At 62.6% G+C, this 17,911-nt stretch carries 25 protein-coding genes; 14 read left to right on the top strand and 11 right to left on the bottom strand.

Features of this window, described 5'->3' with window-relative positions:
- Positions 1 to 129 precede the first annotated feature (129 nt).
- Positions 130 to 1,878, bottom strand: coding sequence for an OPT family oligopeptide transporter (locus QCL51_RS13910; RefSeq protein ID WP_274148903.1), 1,749 nt, complete (start codon positions 1,876 to 1,878; stop codon positions 130 to 132).
- Between the two features lie 213 nt (positions 1,879 to 2,091).
- On the bottom strand, positions 2,092 to 3,006 hold the full coding sequence (locus tag QCL51_RS13905) for a LysR family transcriptional regulator (RefSeq protein ID WP_338444891.1): 915 nt from the start codon (positions 3,004 to 3,006) through the stop codon (positions 2,092 to 2,094).
- A gap of 93 nt (positions 3,007 to 3,099) precedes the next feature.
- On the opposite strand from QCL51_RS13905, the gene QCL51_RS13900 reads away from it, so the two are divergent.
- From QCL51_RS13900 to QCL51_RS13870, 7 genes are all read left to right on the top strand, one after another.
- Positions 3,100 to 4,047 (top strand): ketopantoate reductase family protein, encoded by a 948-nt coding sequence (locus tag QCL51_RS13900; RefSeq protein WP_319298134.1) that lies wholly within the window; start codon positions 3,100 to 3,102, stop codon positions 4,045 to 4,047.
- Positions 4,044 to 4,442 carry a glyoxalase/bleomycin resistance/dioxygenase family protein gene (locus QCL51_RS13895; protein WP_021785592.1) on the top strand — a complete coding sequence of 133 codons (399 nt, stop codon included), beginning with the start codon at positions 4,044 to 4,046 and terminating at the stop codon, positions 4,440 to 4,442. The genes QCL51_RS13900 and QCL51_RS13895 overlap by 4 nt, the downstream gene beginning before the upstream one ends.
- Entirely contained in the window at positions 4,439 to 4,894 is a 456-nt protein-coding gene (locus tag QCL51_RS13890) for a MaoC family dehydratase (protein ID WP_004576665.1), read from the top strand. The genes QCL51_RS13895 and QCL51_RS13890 overlap by 4 nt, the downstream gene beginning before the upstream one ends.
- The gene (locus QCL51_RS13885; protein WP_338443494.1) at positions 4,891 to 6,123 is read left to right on the top strand and encodes a CoA transferase; all 1,233 of its coding nucleotides are present in this window, start codon (positions 4,891 to 4,893) and stop codon (positions 6,121 to 6,123) included. Before QCL51_RS13890 ends, QCL51_RS13885 begins: the two co-directional genes overlap by 4 nt.
- Positions 6,120 to 6,938, top strand: coding sequence for a shikimate dehydrogenase (gene aroE, locus QCL51_RS13880; protein WP_274148909.1), 819 nt, complete (start codon positions 6,120 to 6,122; stop codon positions 6,936 to 6,938). Before QCL51_RS13885 ends, aroE begins: the two co-directional genes overlap by 4 nt.
- A gap of 4 nt (positions 6,939 to 6,942) precedes the next feature.
- Positions 6,943 to 7,380, top strand: a complete 438-nt coding sequence (aroQ, locus tag QCL51_RS13875) for a type II 3-dehydroquinate dehydratase (RefSeq protein ID WP_338443490.1) — start codon at positions 6,943 to 6,945, stop codon at positions 7,378 to 7,380.
- A 233-nt stretch (positions 7,381 to 7,613) separates the two neighbouring features.
- On the top strand, positions 7,614 to 7,871 hold the full coding sequence (locus QCL51_RS13870) for a hypothetical protein (RefSeq protein ID WP_021785589.1): 258 nt from the start codon (positions 7,614 to 7,616) through the stop codon (positions 7,869 to 7,871).
- A gap of 53 nt (positions 7,872 to 7,924) precedes the next feature.
- On the opposite strand, the gene QCL51_RS13865 is transcribed toward QCL51_RS13870, so the two are convergent.
- The 3 genes from QCL51_RS13865 to QCL51_RS13855 form a co-directional block, all read right to left on the bottom strand.
- Entirely contained in the window at positions 7,925 to 8,617 is a 693-nt protein-coding gene (locus tag QCL51_RS13865) for an anti-sigma factor (protein ID WP_021785588.1), read from the bottom strand.
- Positions 8,614 to 9,162, bottom strand: coding sequence for a sigma-70 family RNA polymerase sigma factor (locus QCL51_RS13860; RefSeq protein ID WP_021785587.1), 549 nt, complete (start codon positions 9,160 to 9,162; stop codon positions 8,614 to 8,616). The genes QCL51_RS13865 and QCL51_RS13860 overlap by 4 nt, the downstream gene beginning before the upstream one ends.
- Before the next feature lie 103 nt (positions 9,163 to 9,265).
- Positions 9,266 to 9,793 (bottom strand): DUF3455 domain-containing protein, encoded by a 528-nt coding sequence (locus tag QCL51_RS13855; protein WP_021785586.1) that lies wholly within the window; start codon positions 9,791 to 9,793, stop codon positions 9,266 to 9,268.
- Positions 9,794 to 10,007: 214 nt separating this feature from the next.
- On the opposite strand from QCL51_RS13855, the gene QCL51_RS13850 reads away from it, so the two are divergent.
- The 3 genes from QCL51_RS13850 (at position 10,008) to QCL51_RS13840 (ending at position 11,574) form a co-directional block, all read left to right on the top strand.
- Positions 10,008 to 10,295 (top strand): hypothetical protein, encoded by a 288-nt coding sequence (locus tag QCL51_RS13850; protein WP_021785585.1) that lies wholly within the window; start codon positions 10,008 to 10,010, stop codon positions 10,293 to 10,295.
- A 402-nt stretch (positions 10,296 to 10,697) separates the two neighbouring features.
- Positions 10,698 to 11,066, top strand: a complete 369-nt coding sequence (locus QCL51_RS13845; protein ID WP_325950829.1) for a hypothetical protein — start codon at positions 10,698 to 10,700, stop codon at positions 11,064 to 11,066.
- 199 nt (positions 11,067 to 11,265) lie between these two features.
- Positions 11,266 to 11,574 carry a hypothetical protein gene (locus QCL51_RS13840; protein ID WP_021785583.1) on the top strand — a complete coding sequence of 103 codons (309 nt, stop codon included), beginning with the start codon at positions 11,266 to 11,268 and terminating at the stop codon, positions 11,572 to 11,574.
- 224 nt (positions 11,575 to 11,798) lie between these two features.
- Here the strand turns inward: QCL51_RS13840 and QCL51_RS13835 are convergent, their stop codons facing one another.
- Complete coding sequence (locus tag QCL51_RS13835) at positions 11,799 to 11,999, bottom strand: hypothetical protein (protein ID WP_021785581.1); 201 nt, start codon at positions 11,997 to 11,999, stop codon at positions 11,799 to 11,801.
- Between the two features lie 167 nt (positions 12,000 to 12,166).
- Here QCL51_RS13835 and QCL51_RS13830 point away from each other — a divergent pair, with 167 nt between their 5' ends.
- The gene (locus QCL51_RS13830) at positions 12,167 to 12,526 is read left to right on the top strand and encodes a hypothetical protein (RefSeq protein ID WP_021785580.1); all 360 of its coding nucleotides are present in this window, start codon (positions 12,167 to 12,169) and stop codon (positions 12,524 to 12,526) included.
- 41 nt (positions 12,527 to 12,567) lie between these two features.
- On the opposite strand, the gene QCL51_RS13825 is transcribed toward QCL51_RS13830, so the two are convergent.
- A complete protein-coding gene (locus QCL51_RS13825; protein WP_021785579.1) occupies positions 12,568 to 12,774 on the bottom strand; it encodes a hypothetical protein in 207 nt (68 codons plus the stop codon).
- 325 nt (positions 12,775 to 13,099) lie between these two features.
- On the opposite strand from QCL51_RS13825, the gene QCL51_RS13820 reads away from it, so the two are divergent.
- Positions 13,100 to 13,900, top strand: a complete 801-nt coding sequence (locus QCL51_RS13820) for an LPS biosynthesis protein (RefSeq protein ID WP_021785578.1) — start codon at positions 13,100 to 13,102, stop codon at positions 13,898 to 13,900.
- A 70-nt stretch (positions 13,901 to 13,970) separates the two neighbouring features.
- On the top strand, positions 13,971 to 14,471 hold the full coding sequence (locus tag QCL51_RS13815) for a methylated-DNA--[protein]-cysteine S-methyltransferase (protein WP_021785577.1): 501 nt from the start codon (positions 13,971 to 13,973) through the stop codon (positions 14,469 to 14,471).
- A gap of 4 nt (positions 14,472 to 14,475) precedes the next feature.
- On the opposite strand, the gene QCL51_RS13810 is transcribed toward QCL51_RS13815, so the two are convergent.
- Positions 14,476 to 14,718 carry a hypothetical protein gene (locus QCL51_RS13810; protein ID WP_323601230.1) on the bottom strand — a complete coding sequence of 81 codons (243 nt, stop codon included), beginning with the start codon at positions 14,716 to 14,718 and terminating at the stop codon, positions 14,476 to 14,478.
- Positions 14,715 to 15,458 (bottom strand): carbon-nitrogen hydrolase family protein, encoded by a 744-nt coding sequence (locus QCL51_RS13805; protein WP_338443483.1) that lies wholly within the window; start codon positions 15,456 to 15,458, stop codon positions 14,715 to 14,717. Before QCL51_RS13805 ends, QCL51_RS13810 begins: the two co-directional genes overlap by 4 nt.
- 214 nt (positions 15,459 to 15,672) lie before the next feature.
- Between QCL51_RS13805 and QCL51_RS13800 the strand changes: the two genes are divergently transcribed.
- Positions 15,673 to 16,398: a serine/threonine protein phosphatase gene (locus tag QCL51_RS13800; RefSeq protein WP_338443482.1), complete on the top strand. Its 726-nt coding sequence runs from the start codon at positions 15,673 to 15,675 to the stop codon at positions 16,396 to 16,398.
- On the opposite strand, the gene QCL51_RS13795 is transcribed toward QCL51_RS13800, so the two are convergent.
- Positions 16,346 to 16,960: a LysE family translocator gene (locus QCL51_RS13795; protein ID WP_338443481.1), complete on the bottom strand. Its 615-nt coding sequence runs from the start codon at positions 16,958 to 16,960 to the stop codon at positions 16,346 to 16,348. The genes QCL51_RS13800 and QCL51_RS13795 overlap by 53 nt on opposite strands.
- 83 nt (positions 16,961 to 17,043) lie before the next feature.
- Entirely contained in the window at positions 17,044 to 17,853 is an 810-nt protein-coding gene (locus QCL51_RS13790) for an AraC family transcriptional regulator (protein WP_101196065.1), read from the bottom strand.
- Between the last annotated feature and the right edge of the window lie 58 nt (positions 17,854 to 17,911).

The following is a 17,911-nucleotide window of genomic DNA, read 5'->3' as shown; positions in this document are numbered from 1 at the left end:
GGCGCATCGCGAGCTACGCTCGCTCCTACGTTTGTTTCGGGCCAGTCATGCCTGTCACAGGTGCGCGCGACAGCTTGGTTTGTACGACGCGATAGATGGGCCGCGCGGGCGAGGGGTGATACGCAGTATCTACAACCCACGAAGCATCTCCCAAAACGATGCCGCCACCCCCATGATGCTCTCACCGGCAATCAACCCCGCCGCCGCGGTAATCGCAAAACGCTCCGTCACCCTCGGCCACCGGCAACTGACCAGCCAGGTCACTACGGCACCAAACCCCATCATCAGGCTGATCGATGCAGGCAGGATGAACGCCAACCCCAGCGCCGCCGTACTCGGCAGCCAGCGGGCTGCCCGTTGCGGCAACAGGCTGTCCAGTGCCCCCAGCAGTACGCCAACAGCACTCCCAGTCGCAATCGCCCAGCGCGACTCCAAGGACAGCGCCCCCAGCCCCTGGGTCAGCGTCTGCGCAACCGCTTTCCAGGTCGCCGCTGCCGGTGCCGGCCACTGCTCAGTGAGCAACAAGGCCTGCGGATCGGGAATCAGCACTCGATACACCAGCACGCCGACCACGCTACCGATGAAAATACCGACGCACTGAGCAATCAGCTGTTTGTGCGGCGTAGCGCCGATCGCCTGGCCAACCTTGAAGTCGTTCATCAGGTCGGTGGATTGCCCGGCCGCGCCGCCCGCCGTGTTGGCACTCATCAGGTTGATCGCCACCTGGCCGGGGGCGATCAGGCCGAAGCTGAGCTGCGACAGCTTGCCGATGGCGCCAATCGGTGCGATGCCAGTGGCGCCGACCACGCGCGCCGCGACCACGGCAAGGCACACGGCCAACGGAATGCTCAACAGCGCCATCCACCAGTCGATGCCAAACAACAACACCTGCAGGGTAATGATCAGCGCCGTGGACAGCAGCAGCCCCGACGCAGGCCAGGGGCTAAAACGCATCCTGGCGCGCGGCGTTCGCTGTTCAGCGGGCGATCGCCGGGGCACTTGGAACAGGCGAACCAACAATGAAGTCAGCGTCGCGCAGACCATCAGGCTCACGCCAGGCCACAACAGCCATTCCACCAGCGCGGCAAACTGCGGGCCGCTGGCGTTCGGAGCAAGCGCCACCAAGGCCTGTTCGATCAACCACGGCGCCAGTCCGCCCCAGGCCAGCGCGGCGCCAATCAGTAACGTCACGCCCACGCGAATGCCGATGATGCTGCCGAAGCCGATCAGCATCAGCGAAGGGTCGACCGTGAAGGTCAGGCGCTCGAGCGCCGGCGTGGGCGCCCAGCGCGGTATCGCCCAGACGAACCCGTCTACCCATTTGACCAGTGCTGAAAGCAACGCGGCGCTGCATAGCACCTTGATCCGCGCCATGGCTTCGCGCCCGTGGTTGTAGATCTGCTGCAGCGTTTCCAAGGTCGCCATGCCTTCGGGAAACTTCAGGCCATGGTCGTTGAGCAGGGCGGGGCGCAGGTACCAGGCGATCCAGATGCCCAGGAAGCTCACCGAGAACACCCAGGCCATCATCGGCAGCGGGTCCAGTTGGTGTCCGGTGAGCAGGGTATAGGCGGGGATCGGCGCGACCAGCCCGCCGGAGATGATGGAGGCGGCGGCTGACGCCACGGTCTGGTTGATGTTGCTTTCGTGCAACGTCCACGCGGAGCGGTTGTTGCGACGCCTTGCCAGGCCCTGCCACAGGGCGAAACCGACCAGCAAGGCGATGATCGACATGTTGAATGACCAGCCGATCTTCAGCCCTGCGTACACATTCGAGGGCGTGAGCAAGATGCCCAGCACCGTGCCGGTGAGCACCGCCCGCAGGCTCAGTTCACGTTCGATGCGAACCTGGGGGAGGGCGGTTGAGGAGGCATGTCCCATGGCAATCCTTTGTCGACGTCGCAAACGCGCTCTGGACAACTGAGCCCTACCAGCCACGAAGGTTCACTGCTGGCGCCAAAGACGAGCCTGAAGGCTGTAGCAGCCCTGCGCGTGTGCGGCTTTATCCGATGTGTTAACCAAACGTCGCTTGTGACTTGGCTTGTTGGAGAATTCGGGCCTTGTCAGGGCAATGCTATCTAAGTCGAGAATGGATCATGCCTGGCTTGCTTGCTGAAACAATCCGCGCACGACGTCCCTCAACCATCGATTTCCATTGTCCTGATGATAGCGGGCATGCCAATGCTGTTTGACCGTGAACCCCTCCACTTCGAACGGGCAGTCATGGACCTGTAGCCCATGCATATCGGCCAGTGTCTGCCCGATATGCCGCGGCAAGGTGCCTAGCAGATCGGTAGTCCCGATTATCATCCCTAACCCGAGAAACGCTGGCAGCTCCAGCATGATCCGCCGTTCGATCCCGGCCCGCGCCAATCCCGCTTCCAGCAGCTTCTGCCCGGTGCCGAAACTGATCTGCACATGCCCCTCGGCCCGATATCGCTCCAGGCTCATGCCATTGCCCAGGCGCGGATGCTGCGGATTGCTCAGGCACACCCAGTCCTGCTCGAACAGCACCTGCTGGTACATCCCCCCTCCCAGCCAGGGCACGAAGCCGATGGCCAAGTCCGCTTCACCCGATTCCAGCGCGCTCTCGGTATTGCCGTCGATCCGCGCTGCCTCCAGGCGGATGCCCGGCGCATGGCTGCGCAGATGGTTGAGGATGCTTGGCAGCAATGTGATATGGCTGGCATCGCTGACACACAGGCGAAAACGCCGCTGCGCCGTGGCGGCGATGAACTGCGGCTCCCAGGCGGTCAGCCGGCGCAGCGATTCCAGCACCTCGCGGCACGGCCCTATCAGCTGATCGGCGCGCGGGGTAGGGGCCATGCCGCCCGGCGTGCGCACGAACAGCGGGTCGTTCAATTGCTCGCGCAGACGCGCCAGCCAGATGCTGATGGTCGGCTGGCTCTGCCCTAGCTGTTCGGCGGCGCGGGTCACACTGCGGCATTGGTACAGCACGTCGAACAGCTGCAGCAGCTTGGGTTCGGGCAGGGCCTCCAGGGTAGCCATCATTGCGATTCTCAATAGTCGTATTGAGGCCATTGTATAGCGCAAATAACCCCTGCTGCATAAGGTGATCGCAAATCACAGGAGGTCTGCGACGTGAAAATCTGCATTCTGGGCGCCGGAGCACTGGGTTGCGCCATTGGCGCGGCCCTGAGCGAGGCAGGGCATGAAACCTGGCTGCTGAACCGCGGCCGCGCGCACGTCGAGGCGATGAACCAGCACGGGCTGCGGGTGCAGGACGAACGGGGCGAGCGCTATGTACCGGTCAACGCGGCCATTGAAGCCGAAGACGTTGGCGTGACCGATTTGGTGGTGGTGCTGGTGAAGTCGTTTCACACCGCCGAGGCCATCGCCGGCGCTGTCGCGCTGATCGGGCCGCAGACGTTGGTGCTGTCGCTGCAGAACGGCCTCGGCCACGAGGACATCCTGGCCGAGGCGGTGGGGCGTGAGCGGGTGCTGGCTGGCAAGACCTATGTCGGCGGCGTGCTGCTCGCGCCGGGCTCGGTCCGCGCCGGTGTCGTCGGCAAACAGACTTTCATCGGCGAGCTCGACGGCCAGCTGACGCCGCGCGTGCAGGCCATCGCCGAAGCGTTCAACCACGCCGGGCTGGCCACCACGGTCAGCGACAACATCCTCGGCACCATGTGGGACAAGCTGCTGGTCAACGTCGCCACCGGTGCATTGAGCGGCATCACCATGCTCAGCTACGGCCAGCTATACAGCGAGCCGCTACTGGAAAGTACCGCCAAGGCCGCTGTGGCCGAGGCCATCGCCGTTGCCGAGCGCGCCGGCATCCGCTTGAGCCTGACCAGCCCCGAAGCTGCCTGGACACTGGCCGCCGAAGGCCTGCCGGCGAGCTTCCGCACCTCGATGCTGCAGAGCCTGGAAAAGAACTCGATCACCGAAATCGACTTCATCAACGGCTCCGTCGTGCGCTGGGGCCAGCGCCATGGCGTGGCCACGCCGGTCAACGCGACCCTGGTGGCCTGCATCAAGGGTATCGAGCGCGCCATGGCCGATCACCAGAAGGGAGAAACCCCATGAGCCAGCCAAAAGCCTACCTCGAACACGTGGCGTTCTGGGTGCAGGACATTCAGTGGCATATCCGTTTTTTCAGCGAGGTGTGCGGCATGAGCATGCGTGAAGTGCAGGGTGACGTTGAGCAACCGGCGCAGTACTGGACCCTCGGCGGCCTGCAGTTCATTCACCAGCCGGACTTCACCGGCCCGGAAGGGCGCATGGCGCACCTGGGCATCATGTGTGAGGACCTGGAAGCGGCGCTGGCCGCTGCCCAACGCTTTGGGGTCAGCGAAATGCCCCAGGGCCGCAACTGGTTACGCCTGCCTGATGGCCTGGCGGTGGAGTTCATCCAGGCGCTGCCGGCCAAATGCGTAGCCCAGGCACTGGCCATCGACCCGCGCGCGGAGGTGCAGGCATGAGCGTAATTGAAAAGTACTGGGACGATGCCCGCGAGGGTGACGAGTGCATCAGCCCGACCTACACCGTGACCCGCGAACGCATCCTGGCCTACGCCGACCTCACCGGCGACCACACGCCGGTGCATGTCGACGAGGCTTACGCCAACGCCAGCCACTTTGGCTGCCTGGTTGCCCACGGCCTGTTCGGGCTGTCGATCGCCGACGGCCTGAAGACCCAGTGCGAGTACCGCTTCCTGCCGGGCATGTCGCTGGGCTGGACCTGGGACTTCGTGCTGCCGATCAAGGTCAACGACGTGCTCCACGTACGCATGCGAGTGGGTGCGATGCGCCCGAGCAACAGCCGACCTGGCTGGGGCATCGTGGTGTTGCCTTCGGAACTGATCAACCAGCACGGCGAAGTCGTGCAACGTGGCGAGCACCGGTTGATGGTGCCGCGGAGGGCAGCAGCATGAGCCAGGCATTGCCATTGGCGGGTATCCGCGTCGTTGATTACAGCCACTTCCTCGCTGGCCCCTATGTCGGCCGTTGCCTGGCGGCGCTTGGCGCAGAGGTGATCAAGGTCGAGCGGCCGGGTAGCGGCGACGCTGGCCGCCAGCACGCGTTCACCCTGGACGACCAGCAGAGCGGCTATTTCCTGCAGCTGAACATGGGCAAGCAGGGCGTCAGCGTCAACATGAAGGACCCGCGCGGCAAGGCGTTCATGCAGCGCCTGACCGATTCGGCCGACGTGTTCATCGAGAACTACCGCCCCGGCGCCCTGGACAAGCTGGGCCTGGGCTACGCCGAGCTGTCGGCGCGCAACCCGCGCCTGGTGTACTGCTCGATTTCCGCCTACGGCCATACCGGGCCGGACGCCCACCGCGCCGGCTTCGGCCTGATCGCCGAGGCCAAGAGCGGGATCATGCAGATGGTGGGCGTGCCGGGCGAGGCACCGCCGCTGCTGCGTATTTCCCTGGGCGACATGTACACCGGCATCCACGCGGTGGCGGCGATCAATGCCGCGCTGCTCGGCCGGGTGAGCAGTGGCCGTGGCCAGCATATCGACATGGCGCTGTACGACACCCTGGTGTCGATGCACGAATACGCGGTGCAGTGTTACACGCTGTCCGGTGGCACTGTGTTGCCCCAGCAGACCGGCCACGACATGCCCACCTCGACCCTGTACGGCGTGTTCCGCGCTGCCGACGGCGACCTGGTGATCGCTGCCCAGGTCGACGATGCCTGGCAACGCTTCGCGGCCATGCTCGAAGCCAACGGCGGCCCGCCCGGGTTCGGCAGCGACCGCCGCTACCACAACCTCAACGGCCGCAACGCCCACCGTGAGGCGATCCTGGCGGTGGTCCGCGACTGGGTCGGCGCGCGTCGGGTGGCCGAGATCCTGGCGTTGCTCGATGCCATCGACATCCCCAGTGCCAAGGTCCAACGCATCGACGAAGTGCTGGCCGATCCGCAGATCCAGGCACGCAACATGGTCATCGAGCAGCAGCACCCACGCTACGGCACGCTGCGCCTGCCCAACCTGCCGTTCCGCTTTTCCGACTGCGACACCACGATCCACCAAGTGGCCCCGGACCTTGGCCAGCACAACGCCGAAGTGGCCGCCGGGCTTGGCTTCAGCCCCGAAGAAATCACTGCCCTGCAGGCAGACGGTGTACTGTTCACCCACGGAGATGCACGATGAGCGACCGCTATGCAGTGATCGGCCGGCCGATCAACCACACCAAGTCCCCGCTGATTCATGGCCTGTTCGCCCAGGCCAGCAACCAGCAGCTGGAATACGGGGCTATCGAAGGCTCGCTGGAAGATTTCGAAGCCCAGGTGCTGCAGTTTCGTAGCGAAGGCGGGAAGGGCATGAACATCACCGCCCCGTTCAAGCTGCGTGCCTTCGAGCTGGCCGACCGGCGCAGCGAGCGGGCGCAACTGGCACGGGCGGCAAATGCGCTGAAGTTCGAGGATGGTCGCATCGTCGCCGAGAACTTCGATGGCATCGGTTTGCTGCGGGACATCGAGCAGAACCTTGGCGAGCCGCTGCGCAACCGCCGTGTGCTGCTGCTGGGGGCTGGTGGCGCGGTGCGCGGGGCGTTGCTGCCGTTCCTGCAGGCGGGGCCATGTGAGCTGGTGATCGCCAACCGGGACATGGCCAAGGCGCTGGCGCTGCGTAACGAGCTCGATCACCCGCGTCTGCGCATCAGCCGCTACGAAGCGCTGGAAGGGCAATCGTTCGACATCGTGGTCAACGCCACCTCGGCGAGCCTGACCGCTGACTTGCCGCCACTGCCGGCTGATGTGCTGGGCGAGGCGGCCTTGGCCTACGAGCTGGCCTATGGCAAAGGCCTCACGCCTTTCCTGCGTCTGGCCCGCGCGCACGGCCAGGCGCGCCTGGCCGATGGCGTCGGCATGCTGGTGGAGCAGGCCGCCGAGGCGTTTGCCTGGTGGCGCGGGGTGCGGCCCGACACACGTGCGGTGATCGATCAGCTGACGATTCCCCTGGAGTAGGTCGATGGTCGCCAATGTACTGATGCTGCATGGCATCAACCACAACATGTTCGGCAAGCGCGACCCGCGCCAGTACGGCACTGCGACCCTGGCCGACATCGACCAGGCGTTGCAGGCCTTGGGCGAACAGCTGGGAGCCCAGGTTGAGAGCTTCCAGAGCAACTTCGAAGGCGCCATTTGCGAACGCATCCATCAGGCCTATGAGGACCGGGTAGATGCCGTGCTGATCAATGCCGGTGCCTGGACCCATTACAGCTACGGCATTCGTGATGCATTGGCCATCATCGAAGTGCCGGTGGTAGAAGTGCACATGTCCAACATCCATGCCAGGGAGCCGTTCCGCCATCACTCGGTATTTGCCGAGGTGGTGCGCGGGCAGATCTGCGGGTTTGGTGTCGAAACCTACCTGCTGGCGCTGCGTGCGGCGATGAGCATGGTCTGAGCAGGGCCGCATGGCTTAGCGGGATTACCCGCGAGGCAGGTGACGCGGGGCATGCGGCGACGGCTCCTGAAGTGACCGTAGGTGTGGCGGGTGTCGTGCTGCCTACCCATCCAGCATGGATGGAAAGCCAGTAGCGACTTCCGTGACTGCATAGTACGGTCCGCCTTCAACAAGCCACCCGGTTCGTTGCCTCCACCCCCACGGACCGGGGCTCTCATGACCTGGGAGGTCGAATGGAAGTCGCTACAACGATCAGTCAACAAGAACTGGATAACGCCTTGGTCGCGTTTGCACGCTACAAAATCGGAGAGATCAAGATCTTCGACCTGGAGCAGGCAATGAGCTTCGAAGCAGGCCAAGCCTTGTCCCAAAGCGGGCTGGTCCGTTTCTCAATTACCAAAATGGTGTCAGGACGTTATCGCATCAGCGATGAAGGAGAGAACGCCATCACAGAGGCTGGGCGGGATCGCCTTGAGGTGATCCGCGCCTGACCCTGGCTTCCAGCTTTACGAAGGCCGCAGACACGTGCTGCGGCCCTTTCGTGTCATATCACTTTCACCGCGCGTCCAATGAACTTCACCGGCCCTGTCGGCAGACCGGTAGGCGAGCCACCGGCTTTCTCCAGCGTCAGCTCGAACAATTGATTGGCCTCCAAAGGGGGCAGGCTTTGCAGCGGAACCCGATAGGGTTCGCCTGGTTTGACCAGGCCAAGCGAAACCGGGGCACGCCATTGCTCGCCCTTGGTCCAGAACTGCAGGGCCATGCCGTCGGGGACCGTGTCCTGGCCCAGCGGCAGCAGTTCGATCATGTGGCTGTCACTGGCTTGTACCACCCAGCCGGGGGCCTGGCTGTTTGGCGCCACCAGCACCACCAGGTATTCCGTGGTAGAGGGGGGCGTGGTCAGCAGGATAAACGCCAGCAGCAGGCTTGCAGCCAGCCCTGCGGCGCTGAGCCCTTGCCACAGGCCGAGGCGTTGCCACAAACGCGTCTGTGTGCGCGGTGCGGGTAGCTCGTCGAGGCTGCGCTGGATACGGCGCCACAGGCGGGGGCTCGGCGGCTGTGGGGTAGATAGCGCGGTCAGCTCCAACAGCCGGGCCTCCCAGGCATCCACAGCGGCGCGGAGCGCGGGGTCGGTATGCAGGCGCTCGGCCACCGCGGCATATTGCTCCGGCGACAAGGTCCCCAGCACATATTCCCCGGCGAGGCTGTCCAGTTCTTCGGCAGAATCGGGCTTCATTCCAGACACTCCCGTAGCGCTTTGAGGCTGCGTTTGATCCAGGCCTTGACAGTGCCCAGTGGCGCGCCCAATAAACCGGCTATCTCGGCGTGGCTGCAGCCGTCCACGTAGGCGTGCAGGATGCAGCGTTGCGGTGCGGGCTGCAGTTGTTCAAGGCAGCGGTAAATCTTTGCTGAGCCGGACCAGAGGTCAAGGTCATCAACCCTCCCGTGCAATGTTGACGCAGTTTCGGTGTCGGCATCGGTCAGTACCGTTTCACGGCGGGTATCGCGTATCGAATTCAGTGCCAGGTGGCGGGTAATGCTGTAGATCCAGCCCCGAGCCGAGCCGCGCGCCGGGTCGTAGCTGGCGGCGCGGGTCCAGATGCGGATGATCGCATCGTGGACGATGTCTTCTGCAGTGGCGTCGTCACGTGCGATACGCCGGGCAACGCCCAGCAGGCGCGCGCCTTCATGATCGTAGAGCGCCTGCAGGGCTCGCCGGTCACCCTGTGCACAGGCGACCAGGCAGCGATGGAAGTCGAAGGGGGCGGCCGGCGAGTTCAACGTGTGTGGCTTCCTTGTGTAAGGCAAGGTACCCCGGCCATCCAGCCGGGGGCTTGCCATCGAGCGTAGATCATCACTCGCAGGGCGTAGGCTCAGGTGCGTGTTACTTGGCTGTCCAGAACACATAGTCAGCCTGGTACTGGACGACCTGCCTGGCACCTTTGTTCTGCGTCGTGCAGTCGACTGACGGCGCCACACCACCGCGGGTAGCCAGGCGCTGGATATAGCTGACCCCCTGCATGGCGCCTTTGCCTTCGGCCGGGTTGGCCTTGACCAGCTGATAGGGGATGGCGCCTTTGTCCGCCGGTGCCACTGCCAGTTGGGTGCCGGTGACTTTCGAGCCATCCTTGGCCTGCCAGGTGGCGGGCGGGCCAAAGTAGTCGCCCACCTGGTTACCGGTACGGTCATTGAGCACTGCCTTGGGACCGACGAAAGTCCATTCGGTCTGACCGGGGGTGTTGGCCTTGTCGCGGCACTCGTAGGTGATCTCGCCGACGCCGACGGTTTCGAGCAGGACGCGATGGCCATCAGGGACTTTGATCGGTTCTGGCAGCGCGCTCTGGGCGTGGGCGGGCGGCAGCGCAAGGGCGAGGCTGCAGGCAAGCAGGCAGGCGGAGTATTTGAAGTTCATTTGCAGTGCTCCTGAAAGTCATTGGGCTGGGCAGTCAAAGGCCGCCCACCAGCAATACCCGCCAACGGGCGGACTGGATGCACTGAATAAAAAAAATGCGTAGCGAGATGAGCCTGCATGTGTTTGCCTACAATCTCGAACGAGCGATGAGCCTCTTCGCCATCGCAGGACTGATTTAACGCGCACACCCCGACAACCCACGAGGACACTACAAATGAAGCGTTTGTTACTGGGCCTGTTGCTTGCCGCATCGGGCGCTGCCCACGCCGGTATTCCGCTGTTGAACGCGACATGCCCCGGAAATATCGAGGTCCATGCCGATAAAGGTGGGCCTATCTACATCAATGGCAAGGAAGCCAAGCTAAAGAAATTCAATGACAACTATTTCGAGGCCAAAGGTGGAGGGGTAACGGTATCGTTGTCGATCAACCCGGACGGCTCGCCGGACGTTTCGTATACCGGTAAGAACAAAGCCAATGGCGTATGCCAGATCAAGGACTGACTGCGCGATTGCGCGGTTGGGCTGGCGCAGTGTCAGCGGGCTGCATCAGGGCGCTGGAACGGGAATTGCTGTGACCCCTGAGACATTGATCATGCGGAGTACGCAGAAATGACTCAGGATGACCGCTATTACATGATTTTCAGCGTGGTTGCTGTGCTGGTACTGGACCTGGCGGCGACTTATGTGTTTCTCAACGCCATCCCCTGACCCCGGTTATGGGGTAGGCCTTCCTCGTAATCGGGGCACGGCAGGGCGTGAGGGAAACGCCCTGAAACCTATATAGCAAACAAACCTAATGCCCGGTCGCGATGGCGCAGTAACATGGGCATACCAAAACCTAAAAAAGGGCAGGCTGCTTGGCAACATTTCCCGGTTTTCGATGGGGCTGCAGGAGCGTGTCGCATGAATAACTCAAGATCGCTAGCAGGGGCACTACTTGTATCCGGGGTAGCCATGTTGTTCATGGCAGGCTGCGCACAAAGCCCTGATGTGCGTGACAGCCACGATTATACGGCTGGCACTACCATGAAAAGCCCACCTGCGTATCTGGGGTGCGTCAAAGGCGAGCTACAAAGCAATGTGAAAACCTATGAAGTCGAGGGTGATAACGCGGTCAGGCTTTTCGTCGAAAGCACTGACCCCGACAAGGCCGATGGTCTTGTAGAGTTGCGGGGCGCGGGAGCCGAACGCCACTTCACGGCCTATCAACGTGATGCCTGGTACGACCATGGCAGGTTGCTGGATGCTGCACTGATGTGTTCAAAAGCGTAATCATTCTACCCCACACCAATAGCCCGCCGTCGAGAGCGGGCTTTTTGTCTGCCGATCGCCTGCCCGGCAACGTTCAAAAAGGGCGGGTGGAGCCGGTATGGCCTGAGCAGCGTTGCTTTGCATTTGCCGGCCCCGCCCGTAATAATCGTTGTATTTGGATGGAGAGTCGCAGGTGGAAGCAAGAAGCGTAGTCGCCGAAATGTTCATTGGGATTCCGACGCATTTCTGGGTTTTGCCTGTTGCCGGCCTGGTTGCCTACTACGGGCTGAAGTGGTCCGCCAGATCCAGTCATCGTGCCACCCTGCTACAAGCCTCGACTTACCTGTTACTGCTGGCACTGGCAGTTCTGCCCAACGGCTTTTATGCACTGTTTCCTCCCGCACCCGAGCCGGATGTGCTGTTGAATCAAACGCCGTTGCCCAACTATGCAGGGCGCTTCTACCTGGATGCGTTCTATGTCTTCAGTGGCTGGGCGCTGAGCAAAGTAGTCAAGTTAAAGTTCAGCTGATTCGCAGCTCGCATACCTGTCGCGCTGACGGGATCAGTAATTGCATACCCCTTTTGAAACCGGCGCATCTGGGGATACGGCAATGCTCTCTGAAGATCTGTACGTCATGTTCCTGTTTGTCGGCAGTGTGTTGGCCCTGGATATAGCAGCCATTGTGTTGTACAGGGGAGCCAAGCCCTGACCCCGGGTTTGGCTCGCAATGGCGCCGGAGTATCCTCAGGGCTTCAGCTTTTCTCCTGTACCTGCAGCACCGAACCCTTGTCGTCAGTTGCCAGCAGTCCGCCGGCGTTGGTGTCGTCTGATTGTCGCTCGGCAAGGGGGACGTCCTGCGAGCGAAAGATACTATGGCCCTGTTCACCGGTTTTAAGGGTGACGAGTTTGCCGTTCTGATAGAAGAACTGAGTGTGGTTGGCGTTCGTTTGCATGGTATGAAGCCCTGCCGAGTCGTGGTGTGATGTCCCTCGGGAGTTTCACTGTTGCGGCGTGCCCCGGCTACTGGCAGAAATATCAGGTGCGCTACACAGATCTCGCTTGGGCTTCGTCCTGCTGCAAGACTTTGGTTGATTGGTAACGCGGTGTCATCGCCGTTAGAATGCAGCGTATTCATAACGGCCGATTGCAAATGCCTACATTTCGTATTTTTCTCGCAACTGTGTTGGTTGCCAGCCTTGCCGGTTGCGCAACCCCTGGCAAACCCACAGCCAGCAAACTGACCAAAAAGTCGCCGCAGCAGTACGCCGCCTGTGTCCTGCCAAAATGGCAGGCGCTGGCACCCCAGGCCACGCAGAAGTCGATAGCCCACGGCTACCGGCTCACGGCATCAAGTGCCGTGGCAAGCGACGATGTGCTTGACGTAGTCGACGTTCGCGAGGGCAGCCGCGCGACCTTCTACAAGGGCAGTTTTCTGTCTGGCGACAAATTACGCCAGGCTGCCAAGGAATGTCTGGATTGAGTCAGTAACCCGAGCTTGCTGAGCCGCGCAGATCTCTACGGTTACCCCGCGTCATCCCGCTTGTTCAAATGCTCGCACTTCACCTGCGCCTCCTTCCGGTTTGGATAGCTCGGCTTGAGCCGCTCCTTTGCCTGATTGTCATAAATGTCGAACCCTCCACAAACGGTAGCGGCGTAGTAGCGGCTGCCTACGCGGAACGACTCCTTTTCGATCGGCACAGCGGGAACGATAACGAATCTTGGTTGCATTTTTCGTGCCTCCCCAGGCAGATGTTTAAGTATTAGTCTCGCCAGTGGTAAGCATCAAGCAGGCTCATGACGAAAGGCGCTTAGTACCCGTCCGTCACCATCGGTGATGGTCATCGCTATTCCTTATCCACAGTAGGGGAACACTTTTTCACTGCGGTGGTCTGTTAAGGCAGTTGGACCAGCCGGTATTCGCCAGGCTGAAACCCCGCCAAACAAGGGAATGGCGGTTGACTGAAGCTCAGCCAAGTAACGTCAGGTAAAAGCGGCCACGGCATATACACGGATCAGTATTGTGGTTTGTACTGTCCGGTTAAAGATGCCATTGATGAACACACTTCCGTTGCAGCCAAGCGCTGAACGCGGGGCGTTCTCCGATTTCGAGGCGTGTCGCAACACCCAGAAGGGCCCCGTGGTGATCCTTGCCTCCGGCGCTTCTGCCAAACAGTTTCCACTGGGCGAGTTTGCGCATTTGCCCATCATCGCCATGAATGGCTCGGTCGCCATGACCGCCGAACACGGCATAAAACCTTTCTTCTACGTGTGCACCGACAAAAGCTTTTGCCAGCAACAGCCGGCCTTGTTCGCCACTGCCGTGCGCGACAGCGAACGCCTGGCCCTGTGGCCAGAGCAGTATGCGCGTGCCGATGTGCCAGCCCACACCCAGTGTTATGCCTTGCACAAAGCCGACACGCCGAGCCTGCTGGACGGTTTGCGCGGCCAGGGTGACAGTTGCGTGTGCAACCGGGCACTGTGGAGCAAACGCAGCCGCTCGATCGCCTTCAGTAAAGACCTCGCCCATGGCTTTTTCGATGCCCGCACGGTGGTTTATGTGGCCTTGCAGTTGGCCTATCACCTGGGCTTCGAGGAAGTGTTGCTGGTGGGGGTAGACCTCGACCAGAGCGTCGGGCGCTTTTACGAGGACGGCCAGGGCCCGTCTTCGCCGTGCGGGCTCGACCAGCATTGGGACAGCCGCATCCTGCCGTCGTTGACGCTAATGGCCAGGGAGGTGGTGAACGAGCATTTCCGCGTCTACAACCTGTCGGCAACATCACGCATTCCCGCTGAACTGATACCCAAGGTCACGCTCAGCCAGGCGCGGCACATTGCCGGCTGCGCAATGAACTGAGCAAGAAAGCGGGTGCATGAAAGACTGTGGATGCGTACAGTTGGGCGGTCGCAACTTGCAGGAGCCGGCTATGTCCAGCGCATTCACGATCATGCCATCGCCCGTCGGTATGCTCACCCTTGTGGCCCGTGGCAACTGCCTGGCAGCCGTATTGTGGGAAGAAGAGCGGGAAAACCGCGTACGCCTGGGCGCACTGCACCGGGACGACCAGTGCCCGGTACTGCTGGAAGCCGCTCGCCAGCTGGAAGAGTACTTTGACGGCAAGCGCCAGCGTTTCGAGCTGGCGCTGGACTTCGCCGGTACTGAGTTCCAGCGTCAGGTGTGGGCTGCGCTGCTGGCGATACCGTTCGGCGAAACCCGCAGCTACAGCGATATTGCCCGGCAGCTCGGCAACCCCAGGGCGGTACGCGCGGTCGGCGCTGCCAATGGCCGCAACCCGATTTCGATCATCGCCCCGTGTCACCGGGTAATCGGCGCGTCGGGCAACCTGACCGGTTTTGCCGGTGGCCTGGCGGCCAAGCAGTACCTGCTGGCGCTGGAAGGGCGGCAAAGCCTGGCACTGGACCTGTAAGGCGTCAACCGAACCCGCTGGCGATCAGGCAGGCCAACACAGCCAGCACCGTACCAGCGATCAAGGTGTACTGCCGCCGCGCCTGACGTGCGCGGGGCTCGACCTCACGCAGGTACTCGCCGGGCGTAGGCGCATCGGGCCGATGGCGCAAGCCCTCGGCCACATCGGCAAGTTGACCCTGAATCAGCAAGCCGACCAGGTAGTAGGTGCAGGCGTAACTCAGCAACGCCAGAAACAGATAGATCATGCAAGGTACGGACTCAAGGGCAGGGTGATCGCGCTGGCACTGCGGGTGTCGAGTACGATCAGGCCTTCACTGTGGTCATCCAGGCTGGCCAGCAACTGCCCTTGGCTGTCCCACGCGGCAGAACCGCCAGCACCGATGAAGGTGTCGGCCGGCCCCACGCAGTTGGCCATCAACACTGGCATGCCCAGCTCGCGTGCCACCTCTGGGTAGTGCGCATATCCCTCGCGGATACCCTTGGCGGTTTTCGCAACGCTGACCAGGTACAGGTCGGCACCGCGCTCGCGGGCAATGGCGGCATGCGCCATGAACATCGATTCGTAGCAGATCGCCGGCGCCACCCTATGTTCTCCCACCTCCAGCAGCAATGCCTGATCACCTGGGGTGAAGTAAGGTAGCTCATCATCATGCAAGCGCTGCTTGGCATAGGCCTGGCGCGGCGCCCCAGGACAGAAGATGGGCATGCCGATGCGTATGCCGTCGGGCGTCGGTAATGGCAGGCCCACGGCAACCGTAATGCCCAAGCGGTCGCACGCTGCCTGCAGCGGGTCCAGGCGCACGGAGGTGACGGGCAGGGCGGCCTGGCGTGCCACACTCGGCTCATAGCCGGTCAGTGACAGCTCGGGGAACACGACCAGTTCGGCACCCAGGGCCGCAGCCTGCTCGATGCAAACCAGATGGCGCTGGAGGTTGGTTGGCAAATCGCCCTTGAGCGACGCCAGTTGTACGGCGCACAGTTTCATCAGAACCATTCCCTGGTGAAGATTGACGTGCCGAGCATACTATCGGCACCAACGCCTGTTCCAGTGAAGGGTTTTTCAGGAAGCCTAGGGTGCGCGGCAAAACGCCCTCCGACCTGCGCAGCCACGGTACCTTGTGCCATGCTGTCCAGTGACAGCGCCATGAGCACGGCCTGCGCGAAAGCGGGCATGGTGCTACCAGCGGAGGAACACTGTAATGGCACGGTTTCGGCGGCTGATCGCCAATATCCGGGGACGGGATCTGGCCGTGGGCGATATCCATGGCCACTTCCAGCGCCTGCAACAATGCCTGGATGCGGTGGGGTTCGATCCGGCGGTGGACCGCTTGTTCAGCGTGGGTGACCTGGTCGACCGTGGGCCGCACAGCGAGGCAGCGCTGGAATGGCTGGCCCAGCCTTGGTTCCATGCCGTCCAGGGCAATCATGAAGCCTTGGCAATCACCCGCGTGCGTGGTGGGCGGCTCGACCTGGGCATGTACCGAGCCGCCGGGGGTGGTTGGTTCCTCGACTTGCCGCGGCGCGAGCAACTGCGTTTCGTGGAGCGTTTCGAGCAGCTGCCGATTGCCATGGAAGTGGAGAGTGCAGACGGGCTGGTAGGCCTGCTGCATGCAGACAGCCCGTTTGCCGACTGGGCAGTCTTACGCTCCTGGCTGGAACTGGATGACGACCCTGACGTGCGCCAAGTGTGCCAGTGGTCGCGTCGGCGCCTGAAAGAGGGGGACACCCAACCGGTGCAGGGCCTGCGAGCCCTGCTGGTCGGCCACACCCCGGTGCTGGAGGCCAAGCTGCTGGGCAATGTGTGGCACCTGGACACGGGGGGCTGGGCCAGCGGCCATTTCACCTTGGTCGACATGCGCACCTTGCAACGGGTCAGCCCCGAGCCAGATGCAGCAACAATGCCCCCGTCAAGATCACCAGCATGACCCCCGAGGCCCGCTCCAGCCACGCCAGGCTGCGGGCGAATCGCCGCAGTACCCGCTGGTTGCCGATGGCCACGGCGACCAGCAGGTCCCAGAGCAGGACGATGCTGAACATCCATACGGCGTAGGCAGCCTTCCAGCCGGGGCTGACGCTGGCGACCATGCTCGCCAGGCTGGCATAGAACAACGCGTTCTTGGGGTTGAGGATGCCGGACAAGAAGCCCATGCCCAAACTGCGCCACCAGCCATGAACCCGCTGGCTGCCGGCGACTGTGCCCAGGCTGGTTTGCCCGGCATGGCGCAGGAACAGCACGCCGATGTACAGCAGGTAGCTGGCGCCTGCCAGTTGCAGGCTGGTGAACAGCGGGCCGCCCTGCTGCAGTACCGAAAGCCCAGTGAAGGCCATGACGATGAACGCGCCATTGGCCAGCGCTATGCCCAGGCAGGCGCCGCTGGCGATGCGCCAGCCGCTGTTGATCGCGTTGCGTGCGACCAGGAAAAAGTCCGGGCCAGGTGAGAGCAGGGCAAGGAAGTGGGCCAGGGCGATGATCATGAATTGTTGCATTGGGGGCTGCTCTACGGAAAAAACCGCAGTCTGCTGCCGGGCCCGTTCTGGCGTATTGAACAATATTGCACCTGCAGCAGCCTTCAGTTCCCTCGGTACTGCCCCGGCGTAACCCCCACATGGGCCTTGAACACCCGCTGGAAATGGCTCTGGTCAGCAAAGCCAAGCTGATAGGCCACTTCCGCCAGGGCCAGCCCTTCACTCAACAGTTGCCGCCCGCGATTGACCCGGGCATTGAGCAGGTAGGCATGCGGCGTGAACCCGGTAGCCGCACGAAACGCGCGGATCAGCTGATAGCGCCCAAGCCCCGCCTCCCGCGCCAACACCTCCAGGCTCAATTGCGCAGGGTCCTGCTGCTCGATGCGTGTAAGCAACCCGCTCAAGGTGGCGGTTTCCAGGGTGGGGGGCGCTGCCAGCGGTGGGTGCGCGGAAAAGTCCAGGTCGCCCAGAAAGGCAATCAGCGCCGCATCTTTCTCACCGGTGCAGGCACTGGAAAACAGTAACCTGTTCAGCGCGCAGAACTGCCGATATACCTCAGCCTCCCTGCAGATACGCACCGGTTCGCTGGCTCCGATACCGCCAAGACCTGACTCCAGGCGCAACTGCGTCAGCCAGTCGGCATCCACATGCAGCATCTGATAGCTCCAGGCCAGGCCGGGTGCCGGGTTGCAGGCATGCACGCGGTGGGCGGGGACCATTACCAGTGTGCCGGGTACCAGGTGCTGCTGCCCGTCGGCAGCCCCGGTGAAATGGCTGTGGCCAGCATCCACCGCACCAATGGAAAACGTCGGGTGGCTGTGGGCCTTGTAGCAGGCCCGGCTATCGCAGGCGCGCCGGCTTTCGACATGTGCCAGGGCCGGGTCGCGCCACAGGGCGGCGTGGGAACGGGGCATTACAGGCTCCTCGGTATTGCCGGAAGGGTAACAGGTACCGTGCACCCGTACAGTTTTT

Source organism: Pseudomonas sp. LTR0 (genome assembly GCF_036630035.1).
Classification (GTDB): Bacteria; Pseudomonadota; Gammaproteobacteria; order Pseudomonadales; family Pseudomonadaceae; genus Aquipseudomonas; species Aquipseudomonas putida_Y.
Note: the sequence above shows the minus strand (reverse complement) of the source record. Positions and strands in the feature narration are given on the sequence as shown.

Coding starts and splice junctions, on each gene's coding strand:
- QCL51_RS13835 (WP_021785581.1), bottom strand. CDS start 11,999: ATGCAAACGAACGCCAACCACACTCAGTTCTTCTATCAGAACGGCAAA.
- QCL51_RS13790 (WP_101196065.1), bottom strand. CDS start 17,853: ATGCCCCGTTCCCACGCCGCCCTGTGGCGCGACCCGGCCCTGGCACAT.
- QCL51_RS13795 (WP_338443481.1), bottom strand. CDS start 16,960: ATGCAACAATTCATGATCATCGCCCTGGCCCACTTCCTTGCCCTGCTC.
- QCL51_RS13830 (WP_021785580.1), top strand. CDS start 12,167: ATGCAGCGTATTCATAACGGCCGATTGCAAATGCCTACATTTCGTATT.
- QCL51_RS13905 (WP_338444891.1), bottom strand. CDS start 3,006: ATGGCTACCCTGGAGGCCCTGCCCGAACCCAAGCTGCTGCAGCTGTTC.
- QCL51_RS13890 (WP_004576665.1), top strand. CDS start 4,439: ATGAGCGTAATTGAAAAGTACTGGGACGATGCCCGCGAGGGTGACGAG.
- QCL51_RS13910 (WP_274148903.1), bottom strand. CDS start 1,878: ATGGGACATGCCTCCTCAACCGCCCTCCCCCAGGTTCGCATCGAACGT.
- QCL51_RS13865 (WP_021785588.1), bottom strand. CDS start 8,617: ATGAAGCCCGATTCTGCCGAAGAACTGGACAGCCTCGCCGGGGAATAT.
- QCL51_RS13850 (WP_021785585.1), top strand. CDS start 10,008: ATGAAGCGTTTGTTACTGGGCCTGTTGCTTGCCGCATCGGGCGCTGCC.
- QCL51_RS13855 (WP_021785586.1), bottom strand. CDS start 9,793: ATGAACTTCAAATACTCCGCCTGCCTGCTTGCCTGCAGCCTCGCCCTT.
- QCL51_RS13815 (WP_021785577.1), top strand. CDS start 13,971: ATGTCCAGCGCATTCACGATCATGCCATCGCCCGTCGGTATGCTCACC.
- QCL51_RS13885 (WP_338443494.1), top strand. CDS start 4,891: ATGAGCCAGGCATTGCCATTGGCGGGTATCCGCGTCGTTGATTACAGC.
- QCL51_RS13805 (WP_338443483.1), bottom strand. CDS start 15,458: ATGAAACTGTGCGCCGTACAACTGGCGTCGCTCAAGGGCGATTTGCCA.
- QCL51_RS13840 (WP_021785583.1), top strand. CDS start 11,266: ATGTTCATTGGGATTCCGACGCATTTCTGGGTTTTGCCTGTTGCCGGC.
- QCL51_RS13870 (WP_021785589.1), top strand. CDS start 7,614: ATGGAAGTCGCTACAACGATCAGTCAACAAGAACTGGATAACGCCTTG.
- QCL51_RS13825 (WP_021785579.1), bottom strand. CDS start 12,774: ATGCAACCAAGATTCGTTATCGTTCCCGCTGTGCCGATCGAAAAGGAG.
- QCL51_RS13820 (WP_021785578.1), top strand. CDS start 13,100: ATGAACACACTTCCGTTGCAGCCAAGCGCTGAACGCGGGGCGTTCTCC.
- QCL51_RS13895 (WP_021785592.1), top strand. CDS start 4,044: ATGAGCCAGCCAAAAGCCTACCTCGAACACGTGGCGTTCTGGGTGCAG.
- QCL51_RS13800 (WP_338443482.1), top strand. CDS start 15,673: ATGGCACGGTTTCGGCGGCTGATCGCCAATATCCGGGGACGGGATCTG.
- QCL51_RS13845 (WP_325950829.1), top strand. CDS start 10,698: ATGAATAACTCAAGATCGCTAGCAGGGGCACTACTTGTATCCGGGGTA.
- aroQ (WP_338443490.1), top strand. CDS start 6,943: ATGGTCGCCAATGTACTGATGCTGCATGGCATCAACCACAACATGTTC.
- QCL51_RS13810 (WP_323601230.1), bottom strand. CDS start 14,718: ATGATCTATCTGTTTCTGGCGTTGCTGAGTTACGCCTGCACCTACTAC.
- aroE (WP_274148909.1), top strand. CDS start 6,120: ATGAGCGACCGCTATGCAGTGATCGGCCGGCCGATCAACCACACCAAG.